Origin of the sequence: Mariprofundus aestuarium, assembly GCF_002795805.1 — a bacterium.
GTDB classification, from domain to species: Bacteria; Pseudomonadota; Zetaproteobacteria; order Mariprofundales; family Mariprofundaceae; genus Mariprofundus; species Mariprofundus aestuarium.
The window spans coordinates 2,114,975-2,136,785 of sequence record NZ_CP018799.1 but is presented as its reverse complement, the minus strand read 5'-3'; the positions used below and the strand labels follow the sequence as shown (position 1 = coordinate 2,136,785).

General features: G+C 53.3%; 26 protein-coding genes and 1 pseudogene. 22 read left to right on the top strand and 5 right to left on the bottom strand.

What is annotated here, in order from left to right; all coding sequences use genetic code 11:
• Nucleotides 1-8 precede the first annotated feature (8 nt).
• The 14 genes and pseudogenes from Ga0123461_RS10330 (at nt 9) to Ga0123461_RS10275 (ending at nt 11,550) form a co-directional block, all read left to right on the top strand.
• Nucleotides 9-1,382 carry an MFS transporter gene (locus Ga0123461_RS10330; protein ID WP_100278262.1) on the top strand — a complete coding sequence of 458 codons (1,374 nt, stop codon included), beginning with the start codon at nt 9-11 and terminating at the stop codon, nt 1,380-1,382.
• A gap of 8 nt (nt 1,383-1,390) precedes the next feature.
• Nucleotides 1,391-3,007 (top strand): 2,3-bisphosphoglycerate-independent phosphoglycerate mutase, encoded by a 1,617-nt coding sequence (gpmI, locus tag Ga0123461_RS10325; protein ID WP_232710159.1) that lies wholly within the window; start codon nt 1,391-1,393, stop codon nt 3,005-3,007.
• A gap of 116 nt (nt 3,008-3,123) precedes the next feature.
• Nucleotides 3,124-3,813, top strand: coding sequence for a DUF4126 domain-containing protein (locus tag Ga0123461_RS10320; protein ID WP_100278260.1), 690 nt, complete (start codon nt 3,124-3,126; stop codon nt 3,811-3,813).
• 74 nt (nt 3,814-3,887) lie between these two features.
• A pseudogene (locus tag Ga0123461_RS12640) lies at nt 3,888-4,107 on the top strand (IS30 family transposase); the annotation flags it as partial.
• Nucleotides 4,091-4,228, top strand: coding sequence for a hypothetical protein (locus Ga0123461_RS12425; RefSeq protein ID WP_157819312.1), 138 nt, complete (start codon nt 4,091-4,093; stop codon nt 4,226-4,228). The pseudogene Ga0123461_RS12640 and the gene Ga0123461_RS12425, both read left to right, overlap by 17 nt.
• 41 nt (nt 4,229-4,269) lie before the next feature.
• Nucleotides 4,270-4,827, top strand: a complete 558-nt coding sequence (locus Ga0123461_RS10315) for a ComEC/Rec2 family competence protein (RefSeq protein ID WP_100278259.1) — start codon at nt 4,270-4,272, stop codon at nt 4,825-4,827.
• Nucleotides 4,828-5,060: 233 nt separating this feature from the next.
• On the top strand, nt 5,061-5,669 hold the full coding sequence (locus tag Ga0123461_RS10310; protein WP_100278258.1) for a MotA/TolQ/ExbB proton channel family protein: 609 nt from the start codon (nt 5,061-5,063) through the stop codon (nt 5,667-5,669).
• Complete coding sequence (locus tag Ga0123461_RS10305) at nt 5,666-6,085, top strand: ExbD/TolR family protein (protein ID WP_100278257.1); 420 nt, start codon at nt 5,666-5,668, stop codon at nt 6,083-6,085. The genes Ga0123461_RS10310 and Ga0123461_RS10305 overlap by 4 nt, the downstream gene beginning before the upstream one ends.
• Nucleotides 6,085-7,311, top strand: a complete 1,227-nt coding sequence (locus Ga0123461_RS10300) for an aspartate kinase (protein WP_198507062.1) — start codon at nt 6,085-6,087, stop codon at nt 7,309-7,311. Before Ga0123461_RS10305 ends, Ga0123461_RS10300 begins: the two co-directional genes overlap by 1 nt.
• 62 nt (nt 7,312-7,373) lie before the next feature.
• Nucleotides 7,374-7,556 carry a carbon storage regulator CsrA gene (gene csrA / locus Ga0123461_RS10295; RefSeq protein WP_100278255.1) on the top strand — a complete coding sequence of 61 codons (183 nt, stop codon included), beginning with the start codon at nt 7,374-7,376 and terminating at the stop codon, nt 7,554-7,556.
• Nucleotides 7,557-7,792: 236 nt separating this feature from the next.
• Nucleotides 7,793-8,182 carry a Fur family transcriptional regulator gene (locus tag Ga0123461_RS10290; protein ID WP_100278792.1) on the top strand — a complete coding sequence of 130 codons (390 nt, stop codon included), beginning with the start codon at nt 7,793-7,795 and terminating at the stop codon, nt 8,180-8,182.
• A complete protein-coding gene (locus tag Ga0123461_RS10285; protein ID WP_100278254.1) occupies nt 8,179-9,003 on the top strand; it encodes an FTR1 family iron permease in 825 nt (274 codons plus the stop codon). The genes Ga0123461_RS10290 and Ga0123461_RS10285 overlap by 4 nt, the downstream gene beginning before the upstream one ends.
• Nucleotides 9,004-9,145: 142 nt before the next feature.
• Nucleotides 9,146-10,864: a proline--tRNA ligase gene (locus Ga0123461_RS10280; protein WP_100278253.1), complete on the top strand. Its 1,719-nt coding sequence runs from the start codon at nt 9,146-9,148 to the stop codon at nt 10,862-10,864.
• A gap of 98 nt (nt 10,865-10,962) precedes the next feature.
• Nucleotides 10,963-11,550 carry a lytic transglycosylase domain-containing protein gene (locus Ga0123461_RS10275; protein WP_232710158.1) on the top strand — a complete coding sequence of 196 codons (588 nt, stop codon included), beginning with the start codon at nt 10,963-10,965 and terminating at the stop codon, nt 11,548-11,550.
• A 19-nt stretch (nt 11,551-11,569) separates the two neighbouring features.
• Here the strand turns inward: Ga0123461_RS10275 and rdgB are convergent, their stop codons facing one another.
• The 4 genes from rdgB to Ga0123461_RS10255 are packed head-to-tail and all read right to left on the bottom strand — an operon-like array spanning nt 11,570 to nt 14,142.
• Nucleotides 11,570-12,145, bottom strand: coding sequence for an RdgB/HAM1 family non-canonical purine NTP pyrophosphatase (gene rdgB, locus Ga0123461_RS10270; RefSeq protein ID WP_100278251.1), 576 nt, complete (start codon nt 12,143-12,145; stop codon nt 11,570-11,572).
• A 15-nt stretch (nt 12,146-12,160) separates the two neighbouring features.
• On the bottom strand, nt 12,161-12,877 hold the full coding sequence (rph, locus tag Ga0123461_RS10265) for a ribonuclease PH (RefSeq protein WP_100278250.1): 717 nt from the start codon (nt 12,875-12,877) through the stop codon (nt 12,161-12,163).
• A 17-nt stretch (nt 12,878-12,894) separates the two neighbouring features.
• Entirely contained in the window at nt 12,895-13,611 is a 717-nt protein-coding gene (locus Ga0123461_RS10260) for a DsbC family protein (protein WP_100278249.1), read from the bottom strand.
• Nucleotides 13,612-13,650: 39 nt separating this feature from the next.
• Complete coding sequence (locus Ga0123461_RS10255; RefSeq protein ID WP_100278248.1) at nt 13,651-14,142, bottom strand: TlpA family protein disulfide reductase; 492 nt, start codon at nt 14,140-14,142, stop codon at nt 13,651-13,653.
• A 78-nt stretch (nt 14,143-14,220) separates the two neighbouring features.
• On the opposite strand from Ga0123461_RS10255, the gene Ga0123461_RS10250 reads away from it, so the two are divergent.
• The 6 genes from Ga0123461_RS10250 to ftsY all read left to right on the top strand — a co-directional run bounded on the left by Ga0123461_RS10250 (nt 14,221) and on the right by ftsY (nt 18,645).
• Nucleotides 14,221-14,616, top strand: a complete 396-nt coding sequence (locus Ga0123461_RS10250; protein ID WP_100278247.1) for a hypothetical protein — start codon at nt 14,221-14,223, stop codon at nt 14,614-14,616.
• 113 nt (nt 14,617-14,729) lie between these two features.
• Entirely contained in the window at nt 14,730-15,827 is a 1,098-nt protein-coding gene (locus Ga0123461_RS10245) for a hypothetical protein (protein ID WP_100278246.1), read from the top strand.
• Nucleotides 15,828-15,844: 17 nt separating this feature from the next.
• The gene (locus tag Ga0123461_RS10240) at nt 15,845-16,327 is read left to right on the top strand and encodes a Csp1 family four helix bundle copper storage protein (RefSeq protein WP_100278245.1); all 483 of its coding nucleotides are present in this window, start codon (nt 15,845-15,847) and stop codon (nt 16,325-16,327) included.
• Nucleotides 16,328-16,392: 65 nt separating this feature from the next.
• Nucleotides 16,393-16,875 (top strand): copper chaperone PCu(A)C, encoded by a 483-nt coding sequence (locus Ga0123461_RS10235; protein WP_157819311.1) that lies wholly within the window; start codon nt 16,393-16,395, stop codon nt 16,873-16,875.
• Between the two features lie 114 nt (nt 16,876-16,989).
• Complete coding sequence (locus Ga0123461_RS10230) at nt 16,990-17,631, top strand: hypothetical protein (protein ID WP_100278243.1); 642 nt, start codon at nt 16,990-16,992, stop codon at nt 17,629-17,631.
• Between the two features lie 117 nt (nt 17,632-17,748).
• A complete protein-coding gene (ftsY, locus tag Ga0123461_RS10225; RefSeq protein ID WP_100278242.1) occupies nt 17,749-18,645 on the top strand; it encodes a signal recognition particle-docking protein FtsY in 897 nt (298 codons plus the stop codon).
• A 123-nt stretch (nt 18,646-18,768) separates the two neighbouring features.
• Here ftsY and Ga0123461_RS10220 read toward each other — a convergent pair whose 3' ends face one another.
• A complete protein-coding gene (locus Ga0123461_RS10220; protein ID WP_232710157.1) occupies nt 18,769-19,755 on the bottom strand; it encodes a homoserine kinase in 987 nt (328 codons plus the stop codon).
• 93 nt (nt 19,756-19,848) lie between these two features.
• Here Ga0123461_RS10220 and murA point away from each other — a divergent pair, with 93 nt between their 5' ends.
• Both murA and hisG read left to right on the top strand, forming a co-directional pair.
• The gene (gene murA / locus Ga0123461_RS10215; protein WP_100278241.1) at nt 19,849-21,144 is read left to right on the top strand and encodes a UDP-N-acetylglucosamine 1-carboxyvinyltransferase; all 1,296 of its coding nucleotides are present in this window, start codon (nt 19,849-19,851) and stop codon (nt 21,142-21,144) included.
• Nucleotides 21,137-21,805, top strand: a complete 669-nt coding sequence (gene hisG / locus Ga0123461_RS10210) for an ATP phosphoribosyltransferase (RefSeq protein WP_100278240.1) — start codon at nt 21,137-21,139, stop codon at nt 21,803-21,805. The genes murA and hisG overlap by 8 nt, the downstream gene beginning before the upstream one ends.
• Nucleotides 21,806-21,811 lie beyond the last annotated feature (6 nt).

Genomic DNA, 21,811 nt, shown 5'->3' with positions numbered 1-21,811 from the left:
ATCTTTAAATGAATTCAGCTGAGAGAAGTAGTGTATTTTCCATTGCCGGTATTTACGGCCTGCGCATGCTGGGGCTGTTTCTTATCCTGCCTGTATTCGCGCTCTACGCCGAAGGGTTGGAGGGAGTAACGCCGACCTTGATCGGCCTAGCCCTCGGCATTTACGGCTTTACGATGGCAATGCTGCAGATCCCGTTTGGTTGGCTCTCCGATCGCATCGGCAGGAAACCAGTGATTGCAGCAGGCCTGCTTATTTTCGCTGTCGGCAGCGTGGTGGCCGCCATGGCCGACTCGATCTGGATGGTCATCATCGGTCGTGCTTTGCAGGGGTCCGGTGCCATTGCCGCAGCCATGATGGCATTGCTGGCCGATCTCACACGCGAAGAGGTGCGCACCAAGGCGATGGCCGTTGTCGGTATGACGATCGGCATGTCTTTTACTGTGGCGCTTATAGCAGGCCCTATGCTCAGCACATGGGTAGGGGTGGACGGCATCTTCTGGTTCACGGCCCTGTTTGCACTGCTCAGTATTGCGGTGCTCTATCTTCTGGTTCCTGACCCAGATCACCTGAGTATGCACCGGGATGTTGAAGCGGTGCCGGGTGAATTCGGACGAATATTGAAAGATGGCCAGCTTCTGCGGCTTGATTTCGGAATTATGATTCTTCATGGCATTATCATGTCGCTGTTTATCGCGCTGCCATTCGTGCTGCGTGACCATCTTGATATACCCGCAGTCGATCATCCTTGGGTCTATCTGCCTGTGCTGTTGGTGGCCATTGCCTTTATGGTGCCGCTGATCATCGTGGCTGAGAAGAAGGAGAAGATGAAACAGGTTTTCCTGCTTTCTATCAGCATGATCGCACTCTCCTGCCTGCTGCTTGGCCTCTGGCATGACTCCATGGTCCCCGTGATGGCCGCTCTGTTGCTTTTCTTTATCGCCTACAATGTGCTTGAGGCGACACTGCCGTCGCTGATCTCCCGCATGGCCCCGATCGATGCCAAAGGTACTGCGATGGGGGTCTACTCCACCTCCCAGTTTTTCGGGGCCTTTATTGGAGGTGCTGTGGGCGGCTGGTGTTATGGTCAGTTTGATGTGCAGGGGGTTTTCTTCGGTGCCGGCTCGCTGGCGCTTCTCTGGCTGATCGTAGCTTACGGCATGAAGATGCCGGTAATGCGCTCTAGCGTGATGGCCCATGTCGATTCTGATGTGGATGCTCTGGCACTGGAGATGGACATTCTGAAGCTGGCTGGCGTCTTTGAGGCCAAGGTGGTTCCGGAAGAGAATGCAATCTTCTTGAGGGTGGATAAAAAACTGTATAATGCCGATGCATTGGCCGCGCTGTTAAAGCCGGAGATGACTGGGCAGGCGGTAGAGGGATGAGTGACAGAATGACAAAACCTGTATTGCTGATTGTGATGGATGGCTGGGGCATGGGCTCCGGTGGTCCTGAGGATGCGATTGCACGCGCCAACACACCTGTATTCGACCGCCTCTGGTCCGACTATGCGCATACCACGCTGATGACCCACGGCCCTTATGTCGGGCTGCCTGCAAAGAATGATATGGGAGGCTCGGAGGTGGGGCACCTGACCATGGGTGCAGGAATGATTCTTGATCAGGGACCTACGCGCATCAACAAGGCGTTTGCTGATGGCTCCTTTCTGAAATCCAAGGCGCTGACGAAGGTCATGGCAGCTGTGGAATCCGGAGGCACTCTGCATCTGATGGGGCTGCTCTCCGATGGTAATATCCACTCCCATCTGGATCACTTCAAGAAATTGATCAACTTCGCCTTCGACTCCGGCGTCAAATCACTGCGCGTGCATGCGCTTCTCGATGGTCGCGATGTCGGTATCCATACCGCACAGAAATATGTCTGCGAACTGGAAGAGGACTTTGTCTTTATCAATAGCCGCGATGGGTTTGACTACCGCTTTGCCAGCGGTGGTGGCAGGGAGCGCATTGTGATGGACCGGGATCGCGACTGGTCGAAGGTGGAAGAGGGGTGGAACCTGATGGTGCATGGCACCGGAGCCCATCGGTTCCCTTCGATGATATCAGCTATTGAACATATGCGTGCAGAGAAGCCTGGCCTTATTGACCAGGACATGCCTGGTTTTGTTGTTGTTGATGAGGCAGACCGGCCTGTGGGTCCGATCTGTGATGGTGATGCGGTGGTCATGGTCAATTTCCGTGGTGATCGTGCCATTGAGATTACCGAGGCCTTCGAACTTGATGAATTCGACGGCTTTGATCGCGGTAATCGCCCGGATGTGGTGTTTGCCGGCATGATGGTTTACGACGAAGACCGTAACCTTCCTGCCCTGCAGTTGATGGGGCCGACCAAGGTCGATAACCCGTTTGGAAGGCGTATTCTAGAGCTTGGTATCAAGCAGTTCCGCTTGACCGAGACGCAGAAATATCCTCACGTGACCTTCTTCTTTAACGGCGGTTACCGCAAGCCACTCGATGACACGATGGAGGATTATATCCTGATCCCGTCGGATAAAGGGGTCTCCTTTTCCGAGGCTCCAGCTATGAAGGCCAATGAGATTGCAGATAGGGCGGTTGAGTTGATCGAATCGGGCGAATACGGCTTCGGTCTGATCAATTTCGCCAATGCAGATATGGTTGGACACTGCGGGCGCATGGAACCTGCCATTGCGGCTATTGAAACGGTGGATGGTGCTGTTGGACGTATTGTTGAGGCGCTGGCAAAGGTGGGCGGTGCCGCACTGATTACAGCTGATCACGGCAATGCGGAAGAGATGATGGTGTATGCCAAGGGAGGTGCTGAAGAGGCCTCTACCAAACATTCGATCAACCCTGTGCCCTGCATCTTGTTTGATCCGGCTTATGATGGCTCCTACACGCTCCGCCAGCCCGATGACGAGCAGAGTACGCAGACTCAGCCCGGCCTTGCCCATCTGGCCGCGACACTGTTTGAGGCCATGGGACAACCTGTTCCCGATGATCTTCTCCCCTCTCTAATCCAGCGCTCCTGATCTGATTGTGTCTGGCGGGGGAATTATTTCGCCAGATTTGAATAATAAACCGTTGCGGCACGCTGCGATTACGTGAATCATGGCTCTGTAACGCTGGATATTCATAGGAGTGAGCCATGGAACAGCTTGATCAGGTTGTAGCAATACTCGCGCTGACAATGGGTGCGGCCTGGGCCAGCGGCATCAATCTATATGCCGCGATTCTTGTGCTTGGCCTGATGGGTTCCACTGGCAATATCGATTTGCCGCCAGGGCTGGAGATACTCTCCGATCCGCTGGTGATATTTGCAGCTGGTGCCATGTACCTTGTTGAATTCTTTGCCGACAAGATTCCCGGTATCGATACCGGCTGGGATATGATGCACACCTTCGTGCGTATTCCGGCAGGCGCGATGATGGCAGTGGGTGCAGTTGGTGAAGTAGACCCTGTTGTGGGTCTGGCTGCAGGCATACTCGGTGGCGGGCTTGCAGCAACGACACATGCAGCCAAGTCAGGATCGCGCGCCCTTATCAACACATCCCCTGAACCCTTTAGCAACTGGACTGCATCGGTGCTGGAGGATGTCGCTGTGGTTGCTGGGCTCTGGACAGCACTCAATCACCCGACACTGTTCCTTGTGCTGATGCTGATCTTCATCCTGCTGATGATCTGGCTGCTGCCGAAGCTATGGCGCGGCATAAAACTGGTGGTGAAGAAGTTGCGTACATTTTTCGGCGGCAAAGGGCCGGAGCCTGAACCAGCTAAGCCTTTGCAGGTTTCAGAACCAGATCTAGGCAAGGAAGATCCTCAAATACGAGAGCCTTGAGTGACTGCTTCCGGCGGTGGTCTCAAGGGGGGGATGCAACACTTAATCTAGAATAACTAGGTGGAGTGTTGGAAATGGCATACAGAACTCGAATCAAATACACAGATGAACAGAAAGCCGAGATATGGGATCGCTGGAAGCGAGGTGAGTCGCTTCGCGCGATAGGTCGGGTCTTTGACCGGCCTTCCTCTTCAACCTTTGTCCAGCTTGCGCCGACGGGAGGCATTCGTCCTGCACTGCGACGACGATCAAGCTTGTCCTCTCACCCCTTCCGAGCGTGAAGAGGCAGCTAGGCAGCCGCTTTAATGGCGGCACTACGGTGGCTGCAGGGCTGCGCGCACTGGGCTTCCTACATGCCGATGTGCTGGTATTAAGTCATGCCCAGTCTGATTATATAGGGGGGCGCTTTCACTGATCAGGAGCCTGAATCGGATCGGTGAGGTATGGCTGCCCGATGTGCCATCTGCACACGAGCATCGAACGGCCCGTAGTATAAGCGAGCAAGATGCTCCACCAGTCAGGTGGCTTGCACGCGGTGATAAAGTTATCGGCAAGGGCTATGAGGTGGAGGTGCTATGGCCGCAGCGAGGGCATTCGCCAGCCAATCACAATAATAGTTCGCTGGTGTTAAGTGTCAGGTTAAAGAACGGTAAAATGCTTCTGTTTCCAGATGATATCGAGGCCAAGGTGGAGAGAGCGTTGCTGGCTGATGGGGTAAATCCTGTAGACGCCATGCTGATGCCGCCTCACGGCAGTCGATCTTCAAGTTTGCCTGCGTTTGTAAAGCGAATGCAGCCTGGCCTGGCTATTGCACAGACAGGGAAGGATAATCACTTCGGTTTTCCGCATGCCGTGGTGACGTCACGTTATCGGGCGAGCGGTTCCGAACTTGCTAATTCATCCGATGGGGCTGTTGTGGTCCGCCTGAAGGATAAGTTCCACCCGGAGACGTGGCCCTCCGACAAACGTAGTCGTCGGGATATGGCCTTGAAGTGGTGGCAGGAAAGCAGATGAGTTGCTCTGTTTTCCGTTTTCTTGAGCATTTACAGGCTGAATGGGAGTTTTTCTCGCACGCTTGGTGACTTCTGCCTCAGCCCTCACCATAATTGCCGCCATTCTGTAGATGGACTGGTAATGTGTGCCCGCTTGATATTGATGCGGCGGTGGCTTCTTTCCGGTAATAGTCAGCACATAAACAGAGAACAGGGTTGTGCAATTAAGCTGCAACGCTGTGTGTGGAGGCTTGAGTGATTGAATTTATCCAACAGGGCGGCATGGTGATGTATATCCTGCTTGCGGCATCCGTTCTGTCATTGACCATTATTTTTGAGCGTGGCTGGAGCCTTCGTCGCTCCGTGGTCATTCCTCTTGGCGAGGTGAGTAAGATCGAAACTGCGGTTCGCAGCGGTGATGTAAAGTCCGCGATGCAGACCTGCCAGGACCATAACACTGCGATGAGCCGCATCCTCTGGGTGGCACTGGCCAACCGCGGCGTAAGCCGTTCGGTGATGAAAGAGATTCTCGAAGAGTCAGGACGTCAGGAGGTGGCTCATATGGACCGCTTTATCGGCGTGCTGGGCGTGATTGCTGCTATTGCACCGCTGCTCGGTTTGCTTGGTACAGTGATTGGTATGATTGAGGTGTTCCAGCAGATTTCACTGGTAGGTGTAGGTAAAGCTGATGTGCTGGCTGGTGGTATCTCCAAAGCGCTGAATACGACCGCATTCGGTCTCTCCGTGGCAATCCCGACGCTGGTGGCTTACCGTTACTATGAATCCCGCGTGGACCGGTTCGTACTTGAGATTGAGCAGCATGCCCTGCGCTTTGTTGAGCTGCTTAAGGGCGAGCGTGCATGAAACTTCGCCAGAAAAAACGCGCGGACTACCTGGTGGATATCACGCCACTGGTGGACGTCGTGTTTCTGATGCTGATCTTTTTCATGGTCTCCACCAGCTTTAACCTCTCCTCGAGCATCAAGCTCGATCTTCCGACCAGCAAGGCGACGGCGGCAGACCAGGAGTCCAAGCAGGTGACTATCTCGATCAATGCGAAGGGCCAGTTCTATGTGCAGGACGAGGCGGTGGAAGATGCCGATCTGCGCAAACGGATTTTGAATGTATCCAAGGGTGATCCGAGCATGCGAGTGGTACTTCGTGCCGATTCGGATGCAAGGCATAAACGGGTGGTTTTCGTGCTCGATATGCTTCGGCAGCTTGAAATGACAAAGATCGGTATTGCAACGGTTGCAGCCGATGATGTGGAGACGCGTTGATGCGTATTGTACAGAAATATGGCGGAACCTCGGTTGGATCAGTGGAGCGCATCCGCAAGACTGCTAAGATCATTCAGGGAGAGCTTGAGCGGGGCAATCAGGTTGCTGTTGTCGTTTCGGCAATGAGTGGCGAAACCAATCGCCTGCTGGCACTGGCGAATGAGATATCTGAAAGCCCAACCTCGCGTGAGCTGGATGCACTGGTTGCGACCGGCGAACAGGTGAGTGCGGCACTGCTGGCGATGGAGCTTCAGAATCTCGGTATCAAGGCCTATTCGTTTAACGGTGCACAGGCTGGCATGAAGACCGATGGTCGTTTTGTGCGAGCGCGTATTACCGATGTGAAGAGCGATCACCTGATTGAACACCTGGAGCGCTTTGAGGTGCCGGTTGTGACTGGATTTCAGGGTGTCGATGAGCTGGGAAACATCACCACGCTGGGGCGCGGTGGTTCAGATACCTCTGCAGTAGCACTGGCAATTGCCGTGAAGGCCGATGTGTGTGACATCTATACCGATGTGGATGGCATTTATACGACTGACCCGCGGATCGTTCCCAAGGCACAGAAGATGGATCAGATCTCCTTTGAGGAGATGCTGGAGTTTGCATCGCTTGGGGCCAAGGTGTTGCAGACCCGCTCTGTAGAGCTGGCGATGCGTTATAATATGCCGATTCATTTGCGCTCCAGTTTTGATCTGGTGCCAGGAACCATGGTGACAATAGAGGATGAGAAGATGGAAAGAGCTACAATTTCAGGTGTTGCCTATAACCGCGACGAAGCAAAAATCACTATAATGGAAATCCCTGATCATCCGGGTATTGCCAGCAATGTGTTCGGTCCGGTAGCGGAGGCGGGCATCAATGTAGATGTGATTGTTCAGAACGTCAGTGAAGAGGGGCATACCGATATTACCTTTACCGTCCCCCGTAGCGATTATGCGCCGACGATGAAGATCATGGCCGGACTCACTGAAGAGCTTGGTGCCAGCAACTTCAAGGGTGATGATACGGTTGCCAAGGTTTCAGTTATCGGTGTGGGTATGCGCTCGCATGCAGGTGTAGCACAGAAGATGTTCCAGGTGCTGGCGACTGAGGGTGTGAATATCCAGATGATCACCACCAGTGAAATCAAGATCACCGTTGTTATCGAAGAGAAGTATGTCGAACTGGCAGTGCGCGCACTGCACGCTGCTTTTGGCCTAGACAAGGAGTCTAACACAATCTGATTCACCTCTTTACCTTGCGCTTTCCGGAATAGTGGTCTATTAACATGGGCAGAGGAGAATCCATGCTTATATTAACACGGAAAAAAGGTGAATCGATTGCTATCGGGGATAACATTCAGATTCAGGTGCTCAATGTAAAAGGCGGGCAGGTGCGTATCGGTATCGAGGCCCCGCGTGAAGTCAGAGTTAATCGCGAGGAGCGCGTTGAAGTCTCTGGAAGCGACAGTCTCGTGGCTCCTTTATAATCAATCATACAAACAGCCAGGCATATCCCCTTCCGAAACACCTTAAGTTTCGGAAGGTGATATGCCTGCTTTCAAGTAGAGACAGGCCAGAGGTGAAGTAACAGGTTCCTCTACACGCTTATTACTCAGCCCGTTTTCACTGATCAATAGTCGCTATTCAAAGATAAAAGCAAGTTTTTTTTCTCCTGAAAATACCACTGCTTGCAACGATAATGATAATGATTATCATTACCTTCATGTTGAAGTTAACAGTACAGAGGCAAGCCATTCTTGATTTGATTAATGCTTCCAACCGCCATTGGGATGCGGATGAGGTGGCGCGAGCCCTTGCAGATTCAGGGGGCTCTGTGGGTATCGCAACCGTATACCGCGGCCTGGCAGCACTGGAGTCGCAGGGGTTTATCGATTCCATCCAGTTGGCCGACAAAAAAAGATATGAAAGGGCAGATAAGGCCCATCATGATCATATGATCTGCACGCGATGTGGACATATCGAAGAGTTTTCTCACGAAACCATCGAAGAGTTACAGCAAGTTGCCGCATCTGAAAGAGGCTTCAAACTGACAGGCCATCAGCTGGTGATGTTCGGTTTTTGCAGCAGGTGTGCAAAGGAGTTGGATAGATGATTGCATCACTGGTGATTGTATTCAGGGAGATGCTGGAGATGGTGCTTGTTGTTGGCGTTCTGATGGCTGCAACACAGGGGGTGCCGGGTTCCAGGAAGTGGATCGGGATCGGTGTGTTCGGCGGTTTGATGGGCGCTGGTTTTTTCGGCCTGTTTATGGAGCAGATGGAGGCATCCTTCGAGGGTGAGGGGGAATTCATTTTTAATGCGGTCATACTACTGCTGGCCTCACTTCTGATTGCATGGACGGTGTTCTGGATGAGCAGCCATGGGCGTGAAATGAGCCAGCGTATGAGGCTGGCGGGGGTATCGGTGAAAGGCGGTGAGCTGCCCTATGCTGCACTGGCGGTCGTGGCACTATCAGCGGTCATGCGAGAAGGCTCAGAAGCTGTATTTTTTCTGTTTGGAGCAGCCCAGAGTATCCATGAAGATGGTTGGAGCATGCTCATCGGCGGGTTGATGGGAGCGGGTTCCGCATTGGTGATTGGCAGCCTGGTCTATCTGGGGCTGGTTCGAATCCCGGTGAAACAGCTCTTTAGTGTTGCCGGCTGGCTGTTGATGCTTCTGGCTGCCGGTATGGCATCGCAGGCGACCTGGAATCTGGTTGTGATCGGGTGGTTGCCTGCGCTGGTGGATCCACTGTGGAACAGTTCATCCATTCTGTCATCAAGCAGCATGTATGGTGAGTTGCTGCATGTGCTGGTTGGTTATGATGACCAGCCAAGTGCCCTGCAGGTGATTGTGTTTGCTGTGTCTCTTATGGTTATGGTGACTCTGAAGCAACGTCTACAGCCACAAAAAATGGAAACAGTGAGGGCTTAATCTCCAATTCGACCACCTTATGATCGAATCAAAGGGGAGAATACCAGCTCGCAGCGGGTAGGCTGACTGGTTTAAGCCAGATTGCAAAATAAGCTGAAGCAGGGGCTATCTGAACAGGGGAAGCGCCGCTATCCTTCACCCCATGCGTTATTCTAGATTGTTTGTTCCTACCCTTAGAGATGATCCCGCCGATGCTGAGGTCGTCTCCCATAAACTGCTGCTGCGGGCGGGTTTCATCCGCCGTGTAACATCGGGCGTTTATGACTATCTACCGACAGGTCTGCGTGTGTTGCGTAAGATTGAGGCTGTTGTGCGTGAAGAGATGGATCGCGCCGGAGCCCAGGAGCTTCTGATGCCCATGGTGCAGCCGAGTGAGCTGTGGGAAAAATCAGGGCGCATGGAAAAATATGGCCCGGAGCTGTTGAGGTTTAAAGACAGGCACGGGCATGAATCCTGCCTGGGCCCAACGCACGAAGAGGTGATCTGCGATCTGGTTAGTCGCGAGTTGCGCTCCTACAAGCAGTTGCCAATGAATCTTTATCAGATCCAGGGGAAATTCCGCGATGAAATCAGACCTCGTTTTGGGCTGATGCGGGGGCGCGAGTTTGTCATGAAGGATGCATACTCCTTCCATGCTGATGGGGCGTCTCTGACGGCAGAATATAAGAATATGTTTGATACCTACTGCCGAATATTCACGAGGCTGGGGCTTAAGTTTCGCCCAGTAGAGGCTGATACCGGTTCGATTGGTGGCAATAATTCGCACGAGTTCCATGTGCTGGCTGAATCGGGTGAAGACCTGATCGCCCACTGCACAGCCTGTGAGTATGCGGCCAATGTTGAGAAGGCGGAGTCCGGTCGAAACCTACCGCAGTGCGTTGTGGCAGATATTACCGAGGTTAAGACGCCGAACGTGTCCTCTGCTGAGGATGTGTCGGCATTCCTTTCCGTCGATATAGCACTGCTGGTGAAAACGCTGATCTATCGTGCTGTTGGTGGTGAGAGGGATGGCGAGGTTGTTGCCGCCTGTGTGCGCGGTGATGATCAGCTACAGGAGATCAAGCTTGCCCACGCCATCGGTGCCGACAGTGTTGAGATGGCAACCGATGCGGAGATTGAAGCCATTGGTGGTGTGACCGGATTTGTAGGTCCGAAGGGATTGGGCTGCAAGGTGCTTATGGATCAGAGCCTGACTGGGGCTTTGGGGCTGGTAGCAGGTGCCAACCGTCGAGATACACACCTTACCGGCATGGATGTGGAGCGCGACCTGGATGCTGTTGAATTTTGCGACCTACGAGAAACCAGGGCAGGGGATAAGTGCAAACGTTGTGACGGAACCATGGAGCTTTCGCGTGGTATTGAAGTGGGGCATGTGTTCGAGCTGGGAACGCGCTATGCCGAGCCGATGGAAGTCATGTTCCAGGACCACAATGGCAAACGTGCGGTGGCGACGATGGGTTGCTACGGAATCGGCGTATCAAGGTTGATGGCAGCGATTGTTGAGCAGTGTAATGATGATGCGGGAATCGCATGGCCTGCAGATCTCGCGCCGTTCCAGGTCAGTCTGGTTACCATGGGTAAATCCGATGAGGTGAATGAGGCGTCTGAGATGATCTATCGACAGCTTCAGGATTCCGGTATCGATGTACTATGGGATGACCGCAATGAGCGCCCGGGTGTGAAGTTCAAGGATGCGGAGCTGATCGGTTTGCCGCTACAGATTGTAATCGGAGATCGTGGCCTGGCAGACGGAGTTGCTGAAATCGGTCTGCGTAAGGGTGAGCGTAAGTCGGTGCCTCTTGCCGATACAGTTAGTGAAGCTGCCTCTATGCTACAAGCAGCTATGGGAGCAGCTGGCTGAACGCTACCGAACTGAGGCGCTTACTGGGCGGGGTTTCCCCTAAGGCCCTGCTTGCGGGTGTGCTGGTTGCGGGCTTTCTGGTGTCGATTCCTATCTGGTTGACGAGTACTTCGGAGGATAAACAGCATCTGGCGCAGTCTGCCGCGACAAAGATGGTGGAGAAGAATGTGGGCCTTCTCGACTTAAAGCCGGAGGAGAAAGAAGAGCTGCGCAAGATGCTCAAGCCGGAGCTCGCAGGGCAGAAGGTTGATTTTGAACAGACCGTCTGGATGAAGGATATCGTGCAGACCATTCAGCCATGGGTTCCTGATCAGAACGAGGCGGAGGCGATTGCCCGCTGGGTCTATGTTTACGGCAAACACTTCAATCTTTCGCCTGAACTTATCCTCGGGGTGATTTCTGTGGAGTCTCGCTTCGACCATTTTGCCGTCAGTAATGTCGGAGCCATTGGCCTGATGCAGGTCATGCCATTCTGGAAAAAAGAGTTGGGCCAGCCAGAAGATAACCTGCTAGAGATTGAAACCAATATCCGCTACGGCTGCGCGATTCTGCGCCACTACATCGACCGCTATAAGAAACTTGATCGCGCACTGGGAGCTTATAATGGTTCACTGGGGCGGATGAAGTACCCGAACAAGATTTATAGTCATATGAAGCGGTTTAAGGCGACCGATTTCGGAATTTAGTCACCTTTATCTGAAAGCGTTACTCCAGTGCTTCCGCTAGCGCTCGGAGGGCGCGCCCTCGATGGGAAACCGATGCCTTCTCCTCAGGCGTTGCCTCGGCAAATGCTTTGCCAAGCTCCGGACAGAAGAAGAGCGGGTCATAACCAAAGCCACCGTTACCCACTATTTCCGGAAGAATTGAGCCATCCACCTTCCCTTTTGCTGTTAAGGGAGGCGTGGAATCGGGAAAGGCAAGATGAAGGGCGCAGATGAAGTGGGCGCTTCTATTCTGAAGGCCACTCAGTTCTCGCAAGAGCTTAATGTTGTTGTCGCTATCGGAGGCGTCCGGGCCTGCAAAGCGTGCCGAAAAGACGCCCGGCGCACTGCTTAAGGCATCAACACAGAGCCCTGAGTCATCAGCCAGTGCAGGTTTGTTATTGGCTTTGGCAAAGGCCTCAGCTTTCTTTTTTGCATTGCCGGAGAAGGAGTCTGCATCTTCGATGACATCGACAGAGATTGTCTCCTCAGCCGGAACGAGTTCGATGCCTAAATTTCCCAGAATGGACTGAATTTCAGCGCGTTTCTTTTTGTTGCTGCTGGCAACGACGATCTCCATGTTTACCGGTTCTCTTCAGGCGTCTGCAACGGCCTGCATCTGCAGATTGGCGAGCTCCTGAACCCCTTTGTCGGCAAGCTTCTTCAGGGCCATAAATTGATCCCAGTGCAGGGGTTTGTCTTCAGCAGTGGCCTGCACCTCGATGACACCGCCGCTGGGTGTCATGATGAAGTTGGCATCCATCGCAGCCTGGGAGTCTTCGCTGTACTGAAGGTCGAGCAGGGCAGTGTCATTAACAAAACCGCAACTAACAGCGGCAAGCTGATCGTGAATCGGATCATTTTCGATGATGCCATCGGCGAGTAGTTTGTTAACGGCAATACGCATGGCGACCCATGAACCGGTAATGGCTGCAGTGCGGGTGCCGCCATCAGCCTGCAGTACATCACAATCAATGCTGATCGAACGGGGGCCGAGCAGGTCCAGATCAACTACGGCGCGCAGGCTTCGGCCAATCAGGCGCTGGATCTCAACCGTGCGTCCACCCTGTTTGCCGCGTGCAGCTTCACGCCCTCCACGGGTGTGGGTGGCGCGCGGCAGCATGCCGTATTCGGCAGTTACCCACCCTTTGTCGGTTCCCCTGAGAAACGGTGCCTGCTTCTCCTCCATGCTTGCCGTACATAGCACGCGGGTATGGCCGAATGTGATCAGCGCGCATCCTTCGGCATAGCGGTTGAATGATGTGTCTATGGAGATGGGTCGGAGTTCATCCGCTTTGCGGGTTTCGCGCATATTGAGTCCTGATTCGTTTATTTGTTTTCAAGCCATACTTTCAGGTCTGCAGCCGATTTTCCGCCTGCAGCAATGCGGCCATCACCGGCAATCATGGTCGGTGTGCCGTTGATATTCAGTTTCTGTGCCAGCGCTCCGATTGCATCCAGCGGAGTTTCGCAAGTGGCTTTCTCAGGCACGAACCTTTCCAGCATCACCTTCTGCAGCATCTTGTGCTGATCCTTGCTGCACCAGATGGCAGCAGACTTAGCGCGTGCATTGGGATGCAGTTTCTCAAGCGGATAGAGGAATGTGTAGACTTTCACGCCCTTAAGTTCCTTCAAGATATTCTCCAGTTTCCGGCAGTAGGGGCAGTCCGGGTCGGTGAATACAGCCAGTTCAAGTTTCGCATGTTTGTCTCCGGAGATGATCGCCTTGTCCAGTGGCAAGGATCTCCAGTCGATTCGGTTGAGCTCCTCCTTGCTCTCGCGGGTCAGGCTCTTTTTGGCGTTTGTGTCGACGATATCGGCACCAAAGAGGAAGTAATCACCTTTGGCGTCAGAGTAATAGAGGTTCCTGCCGCTGCGCACCTCAAACAGACCCGGAATCGGGGTTTCGCGCACCTCATCGATCTCTCCGAACGGCAGCTGCAGTTCGGTCGCTTTTTTGCTGATGGCATGCACATCGGCTTTGCCACCGGCAGCTAAAGCCACAGTAGAAATCATGAATGAGAGTAGTAAGAGAAATAAACGCATAAAGCCTCCGAAGATAGAACTGTTTGGGATGATATTTGATTAACGCTGGGTGTGAAGGTGCATGCTTTCCACCTCTGGGAGGAGGCTCTTGAGCAGTTGATCAGAAAAGGCTTCGCTGCTCCAGTCTCTCGGCCCTCTGTGCAGCTGGCTAATTGATCCATCGGCAGCTATGATGAGTGTGGTCGGCAGGGCCTGCGCCCCAAGGTTTCGCGCCTGGTTTTCATCGCTGAGCAGAAGCGGGATGTTGATATTGGTCTCTTTCAGGAAGGCCGTGGCATGTGCAGCGCTCTGGTCGAGGGAGATGGAAAGCGTTTTTACCTCTGGGTGTTTTTCCACCCATGCTGCAAAGGCGGGCATTTCCGCCCTGCATGACGGACACCACGAGGCCCAGAAGTGAATAAGCAGAGGTTGCCCTTTCAAAGTATCCAGAGAATAGGTGGTGCCGCTCTCATCCATCCATTTGAAATCAGCGGCATGAGCTGGAGCCCATGTGAACAGCGCCAGCATTAGTGCTGCGATCCAGCGAATCATATTACTCTCCTTTCCGGCATTCTGCCTAAAGTGCAGGAATCTTGCAGATCATGGCACGCTGCGCCATCATTCCGCGTCATGCGAAAAGTACTTGCTGTTTTCCTTGCTGCAACACTGTTGTGTGTCAGCTCTGTTCCCGCCTTTGCGGAAGCAGCAAGTTGTGCTGGGCCTGAGTCCGCGGTTGCTATGGATAATGAGCATGCCGAACACCACGATGATGGCATTGAAGATGCTCATCTAGGGCATGATCATGTGGCCGGTTTGCAAGGCGACTGGCAGAAGGAGCGCATTGAGTGCGGTTGCGGCTGTCATCGCAATATCGACTCGCTGCCGCATCTGCTGGCACCGCATAACATCACTACAGCTAGTTTCCATGTAGAGGGTGGCTCTGATGTCGCAGTTCTTCAATCCGAGTCTGCGCTGGTGTTCAGTGTTGCCCGGGTTTCTTTACCACCTCCACAAAGTATCTCCTGATTTTCTAAATTCCGGATGCTGTCCTTAAGGATGGTCCGTTTGCGTGTGATCCCGGGTATTACATGCCCGTTTGCATGCGCCTTAAAATCATTAATATTTTTTTGGAGAGAAAAATGAAATTCGTTAAATCTTTGGCCGTCACGAGCGCACTGGCCTTATCAACCATTTCTATGGTTCAACAGGCTTCTGCCAGTGAATGCGGCCTCTCATGCTGTATCGCTGCGGGAGTAGACGGAGTTGGTTCCGCAACAGGGCTTACCGTTTCACTGCAGTACGACACGATGCTGATGAAAACCAACAAGCAGAGAAGGAGTGAGATTACTCCTCAGCAGATTATCAGTAATCAATTGGCTGGCACTGCAGGCATGTATGCCGTATCGAACAGCATGACGATGCAGAAGATTGCTGCCAACTTCGCCTATCGTATGGATGAGGACAATGCTTTCGTGTTGACCGTGCCTTATGTCATCAACGATATGGAGATGATGATGGGCATGAAGATGATGCCGATGTCTCCAGTTATGTACTCGACCAACCAGATGGAAACCATTCAGGGTCTGGGTGATGTATCCTTGCTTTATCTGCGCGATATTTATAAGGATGCAGATATTCGTACCCGTCAGCGTTTCTCTGTCGGCGTAGGTATAAAAGCACCAACAGGTGCATCAAAGGCACGCACTGCAAGTGGGCATCTGGTGCATATGATGATGCAGGCGGGTACTGGTTCTTGGGATGGTCTCTTTATCGCTAATGGTACAATGGCTTTTGGCGAGCATGAAGATGGCGGTGCCCAGTGGATGCTTTCTCCATCTGCTACTTACCATATGACCACACGTAACTCGCTGGGATACAAGGTTGGGGATCGACTTAACGTTGACCTTTCTGCCCGTTACCGCGTTACCTCTAAGTTCAACGTCAAGCTGGACCTGAATGGCGTCTACTCCCAGAAGGATAGTACCGATGGTACTAAAGATCCGAATTTCCTCAATAGCATGATGGTGCCTGCTGCTTATCAGAGAACAGTAAATGTGCTCGACAATGTAAATAATACAGGTCTGGCCTCCGTCTTTATCTCGCCTGGGTTTCAGTGGATAGTTGCCGATGGCTGGACTGTAAGTGGTGAGTATCGTATTCCGGTTTATCAGGACGTAAGGGGTACTCAGCAGGTGACTGATAACTGGTTCTTTGCACGTGTTACCACTGCATTTTAAACTCTAGGAGGGTGAATATGAAAGCTGAACTGGATCAAATTTCCGAAGAGCGTCGCCGTATGCTGAAAGGCGCGGGACTTCTTGGTGCCGGTGCGCTGGCGGCAACTGCGCTTGGAGGTACTGCTATTGCGGCAGGCATGGAGGGTCACCATCACCATGCAGCAACATCTGCGAAAAATAGTGCACTGGCCAAATCACTGCATCACTGTGTGGCAACAGCAGAGGCCTGTATCGATCACTGCCTCGATATGTTCAAGGCAGGGGATACCTCCCTTGCTGACTGTGCGATCAGTGTGCAGGAGACGATGGCTTTTTGTGCGGCACATGCCAAGCTCGCGTCGTACAACTCTAAATATCTGAAGGCAATGTCTGAACTTGGCATCAGGGTATGCGAGGATTGTCGTCAGCAGTGCATGAAGCATGAGAAGCATGCTGAGTGTAAAGAGTGTGCGGATGCGTGTGCAGAGTGCATCAAGGCGTGTAAAGCTTTCACTGCCTGAGTATGGATGGGCGGGGCAGCGTTGCTGCTGCCCCGCAATTCAATTTTATTGAAGAGGAAAAAGCCATGAAAATTAAAACAATGATGTTTGCCGCGCTGATGCTGATGCCTTCATTGGCCGCTGCCGAAATTACGGTTGAAGATGCATGGGTGCGTATGCCACCTCCGGTTGCCGATACGGCAGCAGGCTATCTCACACTTCACAACAGTGGAGACACCGATGTCGAGGTTGTCGCAGTTGAATCTGCTGCTGCGACCAAGCCTGAGTTTCATAGTATGTCGATGCATGATGGCATGATGCATATGATGAAAATGGAGAAGGTTGTTGTTCCCGCCCATGGCGAACTTCGTTTTGAGTCCGGAGGCAACCACCTGATGCTTACAGGTCTTACGAATGTGCTGAATGCTGGCGATCACGTGATGCTTACGATTAAAACCGCAGATGGGGCCTCTGTGATGGTCCATGCCGAGGTGCGTGATGTGCGCATGCAGGAGAATGGCGGGCATGAAGGCCATGGCGATGAGCACGGTGGTCACCACGGCCACTGATTTACCCTGTTTCAATCCGTATGCATGAGGCACGGATAGATGGCGCAGGTTACGATTTGATGTAATCTGCGCCATATCTGTTTTTACACATCTTTTTGAATATGGAGGGGCAATATGAGACTGTTTTTTCGGCTGATCGTATGCCTCTCTCTGCTCACTTTGAGCGCCTGCGAATTTGATCGTCATGAGATGCATGAGGCACGCCAGAACATCTCTTCCACCCTGAAGATGCACCACCTGCATATGCTGATTAACCACGCCCTGCAGATGGCGACACAGGGCGCTGACATGAACATTCAGGGTGTCGAGCATGGTCCCGAGATGCTGGTGAAAGCTTCAGGGCTGATTGAGCGTGCGATGACCGGGCCTGAGATGGCACGCATGCATAAGATCGGCGCGGCCAACAAACCGCTAATGAAGATGACCCATGATCTGGCTGATAAGGCCTCCCTGCTGATCGAGGCGATGAAAAAACTCTCTGCCAAGAGCCAGAAGAAGGATGCGATTCGCATGCTTAATCATGCTGTGGAAGTGGCCGCAACTGGCAGTAGTCTGATCATGCTGGGCCAGCAGGGTATGGCGGGCGATATCGATGCGGTAATGGTGAATCACGGGCAGATGATGCTGGGTGAAGCCTCGGGTCTATTGCACGATACAACTGGAGGCGGGGAGTACCGGATTCTGGTCAGTGACGTGGTTGATATGTTGATCGGTATTCCGGACATGCCCGCCGATAGCAATGAGCAAGCAGGCTAGAGCAGCATCCATAGCTCTGCTGGCGACAGCGAAAATGGTGCGGTGCCTCAGTACGGTGGCGCTGTTACGAAAAATTAGTGCTATCAGGCCCTAGTTAATATGTTCAGGGAGTAAGCCATGTCCTCGTTCTTTTCCAGACTGAAAAACGGTCTTTCACGCAGCCGCGATGCACTTGCCCAGATGGTGCCGGGTGGGTCTGTTGATGCGCTCTCGGAAGAGGAGTGGATCGATATAGAGGACGGTTTAATTATGGCCGATTGCGGCGCTGAGTTATCCGGTGCGCTTGTGCACAAAGCAAGGAAGCGCCGTGGTGGTTCGATTGCTGCACTGAAGGAGTCGATGATATCAATGTTGCCCGAGGTTGCTCCGGTGAACGAGCCTGCTGGCGGCCCGTTTGTGCTGCTTGTGGTCGGCGTGAACGGCACAGGTAAAACGACCACAATAGGCAAGATAGCAACAATGTTTCGCCAGCAGGGTAAATCAGTACTGGTTGGAGCGGCTGACACCTTCCGCGCTGCAGCGGTTGAGCAGTTGGCAGTCTGGGTGGAGCGTGCAGGTGCCGATATGGTGCGCCAGCATGAAGGAGCCGATCCTGCTGCTGTTGCATTTGATACGATCAAACGCGGTGTGGCACGCAACTACGATGTAGTAATCGTGGATACCGCCGGGCGAGTGCAGACCGATCGTGGCCTGATGGATGAGTTGGCCAAGGTCCGCCGTGTCATCACCAAGGCTTATCCCGAGGCACCACACGAGGTGTGGCAGGTGGTGGACGGCGGCACTGGTCAGAATGCCGTGATGCAGGTGGAGAAGTTCCGCGAGGTGGCTGGCACTTCAGGCCTGATTGTCACCAAGCTCGATGGCTCGGGTAAGGGAGGCATTGTGTTGCAGCTATCACACAAGTTCGGTCTTCCGGTTCGCTATGTTGGTGTTGGCGAAACGCTTGAGGATCTGATGGAGTTCAATGCCGAGGAGTTCATCAGCAGTCTGCTCCCCGACCAGTCTGCTGATTAGTTATTGTTCACCTGAGCATGGAAGCACCTTATTCCCCAAGATTTCTGAATTGAAATTAAGAAATGATGCTTGCTGACTTCGCGCTCTCGGACATTTGCTATGTCTAATACCTTGTCTTAGCTCTTAGCCAATATGGCGATGGAGCATTAACTTGTTTCGGTACTCTTCAGGGTCCTTGGTCTGGGTCATTGCACCACCGCGCGGGAACAGCGCATCGTAGAGGCGGGATACCCAGAAGCGCAGTGCGCCGAGCCTTAGCAGCAGGGGGAGTGCTTTCTGCTCCTCTTCATCCAGCAAGCGCAGTGACTGGTAGCCGTTCAGGAATGCCTCAATCCGCGCGTCGTCATCTTCAGAGAGCAGGACGGCCTGCGCATTGAGCGTGATGGCGATGTCCATCGCGTAGGGTGCGCTATGAGCATAATAGAAGTCGATAATGCCGGAGGCCACATCACCTTCAAAGAGGATGTTGTCGACAAATAGATCCCCGTGAATCACGCCAGTCGGTAGAGACTCCCAGTTGCAGGAACGCTGGAATTCGAGCTCACTCTTCAAAAGTTGCACTGCATCGCTGCCATAGTGTGCGCTCGTCTTATCCATAACTGCAGCGATATTCTCTTCCAGCCATGCCATGCCGGTCGGGTTGTTGCGATGCTCATCGAAATCGGCCCCGGCCAGATGCAGCTGTGCCAATGCGCGCCCTGAGGAGAAGAGTTGTGCCTCATTCAGTTCGTCCAGTGTTTTTCCTGAAAGGCATGAAACAATGCAACCCTGTTTGCCGTGGACCTCGAACAGCAGGGAGCCGTCGTTGCGCCGCATGACATCAGGGCATGCCAGCCCGTTATGTGCCAGGTGGCGCATCAGGCGCATGAAGTAGGGGAGCTCAGTCTCATCCATGCGCTCAAAGATGGTCAGCACAAAGCGCGCGGAGTTTTCATGACCCTCTGTATTAATAAAGAAATTGCTGTTTTCGATGCCGGCGGCAATGCCTTCGAATGAGGTCAGTACACCGAGATTGTAATCGGCGAGAATGATGGAGATATCGGATTCGGAGAGTTCGGTATAGACGGACATGCGCGGAATCATAGCTGCTATCGAGACAGTGTCAGCCATTGGATGCATCAAACGTTCTATAGGGATGTGACAACCATTGTTCCTCCAGCGTCCAGCCGCTAGCGTTCAGCCCTCTTAGGTTGCAGGTATTATATGGATAAAATCATCATTCAGGGCGGCAATGTGCTGTCTGGAACTATCGAAGCCAGTGGCGCAAAAAATGCGGCGCTGCCGCTTCTCGCCGCCTCGATTCTGGTTGACGGCCCGGTTGTCTATCACCGTATTCCTCATTTGAAGGATATCTCGACGATGATGACACTGCTGGCATGGCAGGGTGCGGACGTCACGTATGACGACCAGTACTGTCTGCATGTTGACACCCGGCCTGCGACCAAATCCGAGGCGCCGTATGAGCTGGTGAAGACCATGCGGGCTTCATCCCTGGTGCTCGGCCCTCTGCTGGCCCGTTTCGGTGAGGCTAAGGTGAGTCTGCCCGGTGGCTGTGCCATCGGTGCTCGCCCTATCGATATGCACCTGAAAGGGCTGGAGGCGATGGGGGCTGTGATCGAGGTGGAGCAGGGTGACATTATAGCCCGTGCACCGAATGGCCTTAGTGGCGCGCATATCGTATTTGATCAGGTGACGGTTACAGGTACTGAGAATCTGATGATGGCCGCTGTGCTGGCGAAGGGCGTTACCATTCTTGATAACGCAGCCAGAGAGCCGGAGATCGTTAACCTGGCTGACTCCCTGCGTGGCCTTGGTGCGAAAATAGAGGGTGATGGCAGCAACCGCATTACGGTTGAAGGCGTGGAACGGCTTGAAGGTGGTGAGATGATCACTGTTGCCGACCGTATCGAGGCTGCAACCTATCTGGCCGCAGGCCTGATTACCGGCGGTGATGTAACGGTTAGCGATGTCGACCCTTTAATGCTTGAGGCATTTCTTGCCAGAGTTCGCGAAACCGGAGCCCTTGTCGAGACTGGCGAGGACTGGATTCGCTGCAAGGCGCAGGGACGCATGAAGGCAGTGGATATCCATACGTTACCGCATCCGGGCTTCCCGACCGACCTGCAAGCGCAGTTTCTGGCGTTGATGACACTGGCTGAAGGTACCAGCGTGATCCGTGAAACGATCTTTGAGAATCGCTTCATGCATGTGCAGGAGCTGGCCCGTATGGGAGCGAAGATCAGGCTCGACGGCAACACGGCTATCGTGACCGGGTGCGAAAAAATATCCGGCGCACCGGTGATGGCTACCGATCTGCGCGCTTCGGCTTCGCTGGTGCTGGCAGGATTGGCGGCCGAAGGCGAAACCACTATATCACGTGTTTACCACATCGACCGCGGATATGAACGAATTGAAGAGAAATTGAGCAAGCTCGGAGCCCGAATCGAGCGACACAGCGCCAGTGAGAACTGGATGCAGGGAGCACGACTGGATGCCTGATACACGACCATTAACGATTGCCTTGTCCAAGGGGCGGATTTTGGAACAGACGCTGCCGTTACTTGAGGCGGCAGGCCTGACGCCTTACGAGGATGTGCAGAAAACCCGTAAGCTGATGGTTGACGGCGATGTTGATGGCAGGGCTGTCCGTTTCCTGATTATCCGCGCTGCAGATGTCTGCACTTATGTTGAGCAGGGTGCTGCCGATATCGGTGTGGCCGGACGTGATTCTCTGCTGGAGTATCAGCCACATGTATTTGAGCCGCTTGACCTGGGGATTGGACGTTGCCGCCTCTGTGTTTGCGGACCCAAAGAGCTGGTGGAGGCCGGACCTCCCGAGCGTGGAAGCCGTATCCGCGTAGCAACTAAATACGATCATCTGGCCGCCGACTATTTCCTTTCACAGGGTGTGCAGGCTGAAATTATTCATCTTTACGGTTCGATGGAGCTGGCGCCGCTGGTTGGTATGGCTGAGCGCATTGTCGATCTGGTTGAGACCGGAAGTACACTCAGGGCCAATGGTCTGGTGGAAGAGTTGACGCTATGTGATATCTCCAGCCGCCTGATCGTCAATCCGGCAAGTTTTGCTACGCGCAAGGCACAGATTCAACCAATTATCGAGAAACTGCGTTCGGCAGTGGAAGTCAGAGATAAGGGATAAGGGAAC